Annotated in this window: 7 protein-coding genes and 3 pseudogenes; 7 read left to right on the forward strand and 3 right to left on the reverse strand. The window is 56.1% G+C overall.

Going from position 1 to position 7936, the window contains the following annotated elements:
* Positions 1-55: 55 nt before the first annotated feature.
* A pseudogene (locus tag NKI61_RS31475) lies at positions 56-512 on the reverse strand (tyrosine-type recombinase/integrase); the annotation flags it as partial.
* Between the two features lie 898 nt (positions 513-1410).
* On the opposite strand from NKI61_RS31475, the gene NKI61_RS31480 reads away from it, so the two are divergent.
* The 6 genes and pseudogenes from NKI61_RS31480 to NKI61_RS31500 all read left to right on the forward strand — a co-directional run bounded on the left by NKI61_RS31480 (position 1411) and on the right by NKI61_RS31500 (position 4846).
* A complete protein-coding gene (locus NKI61_RS31480) occupies positions 1411-1818 on the forward strand; it encodes a LysR family transcriptional regulator (protein WP_352842252.1) in 408 nt (135 codons plus the stop codon).
* The gene (locus tag NKI61_RS31485) at positions 1802-2833 is read left to right on the forward strand and encodes a thiamine pyrophosphate-dependent dehydrogenase E1 component subunit alpha (RefSeq protein WP_352842254.1); all 1032 of its coding nucleotides are present in this window, start codon (positions 1802-1804) and stop codon (positions 2831-2833) included. Before NKI61_RS31480 ends, NKI61_RS31485 begins: the two co-directional genes overlap by 17 nt.
* Positions 2823-3824 (forward strand): alpha-ketoacid dehydrogenase subunit beta, encoded by a 1002-nt coding sequence (locus NKI61_RS31490; RefSeq protein WP_352842256.1) that lies wholly within the window; start codon positions 2823-2825, stop codon positions 3822-3824. Before NKI61_RS31485 ends, NKI61_RS31490 begins: the two co-directional genes overlap by 11 nt.
* A 192-nt stretch (positions 3825-4016) precedes the next feature.
* Positions 4017-4226 (forward strand): annotated as a pseudogene (locus tag NKI61_RS31495) (hypothetical protein); the annotation flags it as partial.
* Between the two features lie 131 nt (positions 4227-4357).
* Positions 4358-4627: pseudogene (locus NKI61_RS33030) on the forward strand (IS110 family transposase); the annotation flags it as partial.
* A gap of 60 nt (positions 4628-4687) precedes the next feature.
* Entirely contained in the window at positions 4688-4846 is a 159-nt protein-coding gene (locus NKI61_RS31500) for a type 1 glutamine amidotransferase family protein (protein WP_352842258.1), read from the forward strand.
* 48 nt (positions 4847-4894) lie between these two features.
* Here NKI61_RS31500 and NKI61_RS31505 read toward each other — a convergent pair whose 3' ends face one another.
* A complete protein-coding gene (locus NKI61_RS31505) occupies positions 4895-5083 on the reverse strand; it encodes a transposase (protein ID WP_352842262.1) in 189 nt (62 codons plus the stop codon).
* A 103-nt stretch (positions 5084-5186) separates the two neighbouring features.
* Positions 5187-6158, reverse strand: a complete 972-nt coding sequence (locus tag NKI61_RS31510) for an isopenicillin N synthase family dioxygenase (protein ID WP_352842264.1) — start codon at positions 6156-6158, stop codon at positions 5187-5189.
* Between the two features lie 1201 nt (positions 6159-7359).
* On the opposite strand from NKI61_RS31510, the gene NKI61_RS31515 reads away from it, so the two are divergent.
* Positions 7360-7936, forward strand: a 577-nt coding sequence (locus NKI61_RS31515) for an aminotransferase class III-fold pyridoxal phosphate-dependent enzyme (protein ID WP_352842260.1), incomplete at its 3' end; no start/stop codon positions are given.

Consider the following 7936-nt stretch of genomic DNA (forward strand, 5'->3'; position numbering starts at 1 on the left):
GTGACGTTGAACATCACCAGCCTGCCATGACCGCCCTCTCTCAGCGAATTTGCAGAACTCTCAGCACACTACCCAAAATCTCCAGCAGCTGCGGCGACAGCATCACATAGCGGTCCTTGCCGCCCTTGCCCTGCTCGATGCGAATGATCATCCGGCTGCTATCGATGTCCGTCACCTGCAGACGCGCCGCCTCCGCGGCGCGTAAGCCCACCGCATAGGTGGTCATCAGAGCGACCCGGTTCCTCGTCCCCTTCACGGCCTGCAGAAACCCGACCACCTCATCGGCGCTCAGCACGATCGGTAACTTGCGCGGCGTCCTGGCGTAAGCGATCCGCTCAGGCAGATCAGATCGACCAAGCGTCACGCCGTAGAAGAAACGCAAGGCGCAAACGGTCTGGTTCAACGCGCCCCACGAGACCCTTCGGCCCACCAAGTGGGCCTGATAGGCGCGCATTTCTTCAGATCGTCAGATCTTCAATCATCCGCTGACGCAGAGGGCTTATCTGGGCCATCTGGGGTTCTCCTGTCTGGAAGGTTGGCTCGACACCAAATCTTCTCAGACAGGGACCTCCTCAGGCCAGAACCGGCATCAGCTACCGCGGCAGCGGTTTAGTTCAATCTGATTTGCTCAGCCTTGGGAATCCCAAGAGTCCACACGACCTAAGCGCTGTGCGGCAGGGCGTTTATTTTCGCCCTGCGCCCCGGCAGGATCGCCTACCTTTCAATCCAGGAACACGCCGGAAGTTGGCGGCCGCCAGGTGGCCGAGGCGCCTCGCGGATCGCCATCGTCAGGGCGATCTGATCTCGCGTCGTACTGATCGGAATCCGCGTTAGACTGCCATCGCCCATAAGCAGGCTCAACCCAGTAACGCCTGCGATCCGTGACGAAGACCTCTCCCGCACGCGGATGAAAGGCGTAACGGACAAACTTCTTTCCTTGGCCGTCCTGATATCGGGCATTTTGAACCCTGTCCGCCCGACCTGGGGCAAGAATTGGCTTGCTTGCGCCCTATGGCCCCAGCGTTTCGTGGCCGACCACCCGTGCTGACCACCTCGGCAAGGAAACGGCTGCGGATAAAACCCAAGTAACCAGGCTTACGGTGACCGGATTCCACCTGTCAACTCCACGATATGCACGCTTGTCTGAAGCTGGACAAGAATGTCGGAAGCCAAACGAAACGGTCGGCCCGCCGGCCTGTTGGTGTGGACGAGTAGCGCAATCCAGAACGGTGGGGCAGTCGGCACGCAACTTGCTCGGTCACAGCCAACCGTCGCGATGAAGTAACGTAGGCCAGTCGCGGGCCATCAGCCTCTCAACTTTACTGCGTGTAGACCGGCGGCATGGGCGGCAGACGACGTTGGATACCCCCATCGTTCGGTTCGCAACTGCCGATCTGATTGGAATGTTCAATGGATCATCGCTATTATGGTCTCCCGTTCCTGAGTGCCCTAGAGGTATTCGAGGCACCGGCACGCCATCTCTCGTTCAAGCTTGCGGCTTCCGAGTTAAACCTAACCGCGATAGAGATCCGTCAGCAGATCAAAGTCATTGAAGACGAGCTTGGCGTTCCCCTGTTTGTGATAATTGGAGCTGACGTCGCGCTTATCGCCCCAGGCAAAGACCTTTACGCCAAGCTGGCCAGCATTTTCTCCAAGACCTGCGATGTCCTCACGAGCATGAACGCGGCGGTCGTTCTCGCATGTCGATGCGTTCGCGTCGATCTGGCTGATGCGCGCACATGCCGCGCTTTGAGGCAAAGGTGGGCATCTTTTTTCTTCAAATTGGAGCAACGATTGGGTCATGCAATTAAGCGGTGATCGAAGATCAGAGGCTTATCGGCGGATGCTTCGCATCCGTCAATTCGAAGAAGAGGGTATGCGCCTGATGAAAGGTGACAAGATCCCTGGTTGGTTCCACTCGAGCGTGGGTCAGGAAGCCGCTATCGTTGGGGCATGTCTCGCGCTTCGGGACGATGACGGCGTGACCGGAACGCATCGTTCGCACGGTCATCCGATCGGGAAGGGTGCGCATCTGGACGCACTCATGGCTGAACTCATGGGGAAGGAGGGCGGCATTTGCAAGGGGCGCGGCGGTTCGATGCACTTTGCAGACAATTCGATCGGGATCATCAGCGAATCAGGTATCGTCGGAGGGGGCATTCCTCTTGCCACCGGCTGCGCGTTCAGCGCCATGGTGCGGGGCGTCGATCAGGTTACCCTTTGCTTCTTCGGCGATGGAGCGGTGAACCAAGGCACCTTTCATGAAAGTCTCAACATGGCGTCGCTGTGGAAGCTTCCGGTCATCTATCTTTGCGAGAACAACGGCTATGCGATCACTACCTCGGTGGCGCAAAGCCACGGGCAGCCTGACATCGCGCTGCGGGCAGCGGGGTACGGCATGCCAGGGGTAACGGTTGACGGGCAGAGTGTAGGCGCCGTCTATGAAGCTGCGGCACAGGCTGTCACGCGAGCACGCGCGGGCGAGGGGCCTACTCTGATAGTAGCCAACACCTATCGGTTCGACGAGCACATGTTCGGTTTGGTAATCCCGGGGGAGCCTTATCGATCGGTTAGAGAAATCGAGACCTACAAACGCGATCGCGATCCGATTTATTTGTATCGCACTGTTCTCCTCGAGGAAGGCATAACTGAAAAGAATTTGAGAGCAATCGAGGACGAAGTCGTAGAATCTGTCAAGCAGGCTCTACAATTTGGTTTAAACAGCCCGCTACCTCGGCTCAAAACACTGCCTGACTATATGTTCAACTCCCCCATTGCGGGCCATCACAGTTTCGTGGCGGGCTCGACCCGAATTGATCGACATGGAAACTGATGCCCACAAGCTTGCCCCGACGCCCGGCGCCCATATTCAGATGACTTATATTGAGGCTCTCGTACAGGCGCACATCGAGGAAATGGATCGTGATGAGCGCGTCGTCCTGATGGGAGAGGACATTTCGATCTATGGCGGCGCCAAACTCATTGAGCGGTTCGGCAAGAATCGTATTTGGAAAACGCCAATTTCAGAAGGCGGTTTCACCGGCCTCGCAGTCGGGGCAGCAATCAACGGATTGCGGCCAATCGTAGACCTCTCAACTGCCAGCTTCGTCTACCTCGCCTCGGATCAGATCATCAATCAGGCCTCGAAATTGCGGTATATGACTGGAGGCCAAATCGATATTCCCGTTGTGTTTCGTTGCTATATGTACTCCGTGGGGTCCGTGGCGGCGCAGCATGCCGACCGGCCTTATCCGTTCTTTATGAACGTGCCAGGCCTCAAGATCATCAGCCCTACCAGCGCCGCCGATATCAAGGGACTTATGAAATCGGCCATTCGCGACGGCGATCCTGTGTTAGTCTTCGAAGACACCGGCCTGTGGCCGCTGAAGGGCGACGTGCCCACAGATCCGGAACTGCTGGTTCCTATTGGCAAAGCGGATGTGAAGCGCAAGGGAAAAGACGTAACGCTTGTCGCTATTGCCGGTGCCATTCGACAGGCGATGGAAGCTGTCGACGCGCTCGCCAGGGAAGGCATTTCGGTCGAAGTGATCGACCCGCGTACCTTAAAGCCACTTGACCATGAGGCGTTCAAAAAATCAGTCGCGAAGACCGGAAGGCTAGTAATCGTTGAGAACGCGCACCGCGTTTGCAACGTGGGAACTGAAATCGCCGCTGTGATGGCGGAGGAGGCTTTCGATCTATTGAAGCGCCCGATCCTGCGCCTCAGCGCTCCAGATATTCACGTCCCATTCAGTCCTGCCCTCGAGAAGGATTTCTTCCCGACGACGGATCACATCATCGCCGCCGTACGGCGGCTGCTCTGACATCCTCAAGGACTCCGACAGAATGGAACCATCTTATCGAATGCCTATCGAGAGCCACAATAGTTGCTGGTTGAAATCCGAGTAGTCAATGAGGTCGAGTAAATCATCTCAGCGGTGCGGTCAATCTCGCTGTAGAGCGAATGGTATGTTGACGAGAATCGTCGTACCGGAAAGTGCGGCTATCGCAGCCGACCCGTCATGAACGCACGACGATGCGCTATTCTGACCGTAGGCAGCGCTGCGCCGTGCGGCGCGGTAGATCGTGTCGGCAAGATGGCGGTTGCAATGATGCTGACTTCTAGGCTGTCAGTTGATCATCGCGCGAGATGCGCCGGTGCGAGCAAATTTCTGAAGCTTGCAGGACGTCATCTCCGACCCGAATCGGTTGGCATGTGTGCTTAAACTGCAATCGTTCCCCTTGGCTAGATGTTATCACTGTGGTCTGAGCGGCGGCCCGCCCTTAGTCTTTCAGCTGTTAAGCAACCGAGGGTTGCTCGGGACTGCCGAGCCGAGCCCCAAGTGAAGGACGGGCCATGGAGCAAGATAACGTTTTTTACGCGTGCGTGTCGATGTGTCGAAAGCCAAGCATGCTGTCGCGATTGCCGAGGGCGGGCGCGGTGGAGGGGTCCGGTATTTCGGCGAGATCGAGGCGACGCCGGCGGCGTGGAGCGCGTCGTGTGCAAGCAGGAGAAAAATCATGCTCACCTTCATTTCTGCTACGAGGCCGGGCCGACCGGCTACGGGCGTACCGCCAGATCGTCGAGCTCGGGGCCACCGATGTCGTTGCGCCCTTGCTGATCCCGGCCGGGCGAGCGCGTCAAAGACTTGTTATAATTACTCCGTGCTACAATCTGGCAGCCACTATGGCTTTTGTTTACCCTTCCCGCGCCGCAAATTATTTGGAAGGCGAAACTCTGTTCCAATGGAGCTTGGCGTCGTCAAAGGGCGGCGTGTGCCTGGCACGCAACGGAGTTTCCTTTGAAACCGTTCAGCTCAAGGATGTGCTGAAAAGAGTCCTTTGACGTCGTGGTGGTCTCGACCATCTGATATCGGCCGAGGTATCCGCTTTATCAATGAGCAAGAATAGCCGCAGCTCGGCGCCAAGCATACAGTTGCTGGGAGGAAAGCGCATATCGGCGAGCTAGAGCACAAACAGTCTCGCCAGCCTCGTAGCTCTCCGCAACGATCCGCGCCTTCTCCTCTGAAGGCCATTCGCGTCGCCGGCCGGAGCCCGTGAATACCTCGGACCGGCTCCAAATCGTTCGACTTAAGCGTAAGCTCTGAAATCGTCACAGTCGAAGCCTTCCGACATCGTCCTTCACACCGATCCCCGAAAAGTGCCATCGGAACATCGCTTACTTGTCACGCTTTGGTCAGGTGGGCGTAACTTGCTGCGAAACGCGCAAATTTGTACTCTCCGCACGTCACCCGGTTGTAGCGAAGCGGGTTGCTCTCCGTGACACATGAAGGCAATGGTTCGATGATCGCATTGAAATCAGCGTCGATAAAGAAAGGGATTGAGTATCGCTCGCGTCCCGAGGTATTCACCACGCGGTGCATGTTCGCCAGGTAGACATCATTGGTGAGTCGCTGAATCAGATCGCCAATATTGATTACGAATGTGCCGTGGATCGGAATGCCCTCGACCCAATCGCCATCACGGTTCATGACCTGAAGGCCACCCACGTCGTCCTGCGCCAGGATAGTCAGATGGCCGTAATCCGTGTGGGCGCCAATGCCGATAACCTCTTCGCTAATATAACCACTCTGCGGCGGGTAGTGAAGCAGGCGCTGAATGCTCATCGGTTGTCGCATGAAACTTTCGAAATAGCTTTCAGACTGGTCCAGACTGAGCGCAATGCCCTGCAGGAGTTTTTTCGCGAGCTCCACCATTTTTTGATGGTACCCGTATGTCAGTTCGCGAAACTCCGCCAGATTTGAGGGCCACTGGTTGGGGCCAAAAAACGGACCTTCCAACGTGGAACGTTCAGGACCGATGTCAAAGCACTCCTTGAGGTCACTCGTCTTCCCCGGATCCGTGTTTTCTCCGAACGGCTCGATATAGCCGCGGAAGGCTACATCCGATTTGCTTACATGCAATTCCATCTTCTTTGACAGGGGCAGATCAAAGAACCGACGGCTAACATCGAAGACCGAGTCCACGAAATCCTGCGGAATACCGTGATTCTTTACATACATGAACCCAGCGTTCGACAATGCCCAACGTATCACCTTCGCCACCCCATACTCGTTGCTGCCATCCAGAAGTGGCCCGATGTCAACCACCGGGATCTTGTCAAAGCTTTCGCGTTTGGCGCGAAGTTTGTCATCCATATTGGCCACGATATTCCTAGACATGGGTACGCCTTTATTTAGCGGGATTCTTGTTGGATCAGCCAGATGAAGAACCATCAGGAAGCCGTGGGTAGCTTTTGCGTTGCATTGGGGGTGCTGGGCTCAACAAATTAGAAGAACCCGTACTCCTCGCAAGCCATCCGCAGGCACTCACCTCCACAGCACACGTTGGACTTCCTTTCACGATTAAATCCTGGAGTTATAGACAAATCTCCATCGTTTAAGGAATATCATCTGACTAACGGCATCAACAAGTAAATTAAAACGAAAAATGCGTTTTATAAATGTTAAGCCAAGTTTACGTTATTTTATTTTCATTAAAATTGGATCGCAATTCATCAACAGAAGAGGTGTGTTTTCTCGGATGGTGCGAAGAAAGCCTATTCGGTATCCAGAGAAGTCGAGACCGGCGGCTCACCCGACCCCACTTGACCCGGTGGTAGCGCTGGAGACCGGGCTCAAGCTAGCCCCGTCGTCGATGGACGCCTTGATCGAAGCGACGGCGCGGAGGATGTAACTCTGGCGACTCGCCCAGTCCACGCATCGGTCCGGTGCGAGTGACGGGATTGTCGATAAGTGAGGCGTAAGGCGCTTTCTCCGCCCCCCCCAGCAGACACGCGGCTTTACTTTGAAAGAGAGGCATCGCGTTGACTCAGATATGCTCATCTTTGGTCGACTTCGTCAGCAATATATATTGAAATTTTTTGCAGCTTATTTTAACGTTTATTCAAAACAGGTAATTTTTGCTGCATCCAATTCACACATCCGTATAATGAGAAATATTTTCGAAGATTGTCTCGTATCTTGCAACGAATCGTTTTTAGAATTTCGCAAACTGACAGGCCGTGTCCGTATATCCTGCGCGGAGTGGACCGCGATCAAGAGCGGTCGGCGTTATCGGAGCAATGGAGATGTGCGAGTTCGACGGGAAGGTGCGGAACGCTGCGGCAGGTCACCACCCGAATGGGATAGCTCGCTGCTCAATGGACCGCCGGTCTTCTCTAGGTTCAGGTCGGTGGGTGAGTCGAAGATACGATGAGCAGCCAGAAATCCACGCTTCAACTTCGTCAATGACCAGAACGAAGTGGTTGGTTCCGATGCAATATTGGCAAGGCGGTCCCGAGCGCTTCGGCATCATCACTTCTGCCTGGAACGGCACTCTATCTCGGAAAGTCCTTACATGTCGAAACCGGATGTGCAGCTCTTGCCCCAGACCGAAGAGCGGTCGCAGTCGCATCTGTTCTACCTCTCCAGCCTGCACCGGCCGCTGATCGACCGCGCCGAAGGCATCTATATGTGGACGCAGGACGGCCGCCGCTTCATCGACGGATCGAGCGGGCCGATGGTCGCCAATATCGGTCACTCCAACCGCAACGTGCTGGATGCCATGAAGCGGCAGATGGACCGCGCCACCTTCGCCTATCGGCTGCATTTCGAGAACGAGTCGGCGGAGGAGCTTGCGCGGGAACTTGCCGGCAAGCTGCCGGAAGGCATGGACCGTATCTTCTTCGTCTCGGGCGGCTCGGAGGCGACGGAATCCTGCATCAAGCTGGCGCGGCAGTGGGCGGTTGCCACCGGTCAGGCCAGCCGCTGGAAGGTGATCACACGCTTCCCCTCCTATCATGGCGGCACGCTGGGTTCGCTCTCGATCACCGGCGACGATGCGCTGGCCGAAACTTTTACGCCGATGATGCGGGTGATGCCGACCGTGCCGGCGCCGACGGCATGGCGCGACCGCGACAATCTTTCGATGGAGC

Source organism: Mesorhizobium sp. M0514 (genome assembly GCF_040321145.1).
Classification (GTDB): Bacteria; Pseudomonadota; Alphaproteobacteria; order Rhizobiales; family Rhizobiaceae; genus Mesorhizobium.

Bases quoted from the DNA above. Each gene is read 5' to 3' on its own strand.
- NKI61_RS31510 (WP_352842264.1), bottom strand. From the start codon at position 6,158: ATGGATGACAAACTTCGCGCCAAACGCGAAAGCTTTGACAAGATCCCG.
- NKI61_RS31490 (WP_352842256.1), top strand. From the start codon at position 2,823: ATGGAAACTGATGCCCACAAGCTTGCCCCGACGCCCGGCGCCCATATT.
- NKI61_RS31500 (WP_352842258.1), top strand. From the start codon at position 4,688: ATGGCTTTTGTTTACCCTTCCCGCGCCGCAAATTATTTGGAAGGCGAA.
- NKI61_RS31485 (WP_352842254.1), top strand. From the start codon at position 1,802: ATGCAATTAAGCGGTGATCGAAGATCAGAGGCTTATCGGCGGATGCTT.
- NKI61_RS31480 (WP_352842252.1), top strand. From the start codon at position 1,411: ATGGATCATCGCTATTATGGTCTCCCGTTCCTGAGTGCCCTAGAGGTA.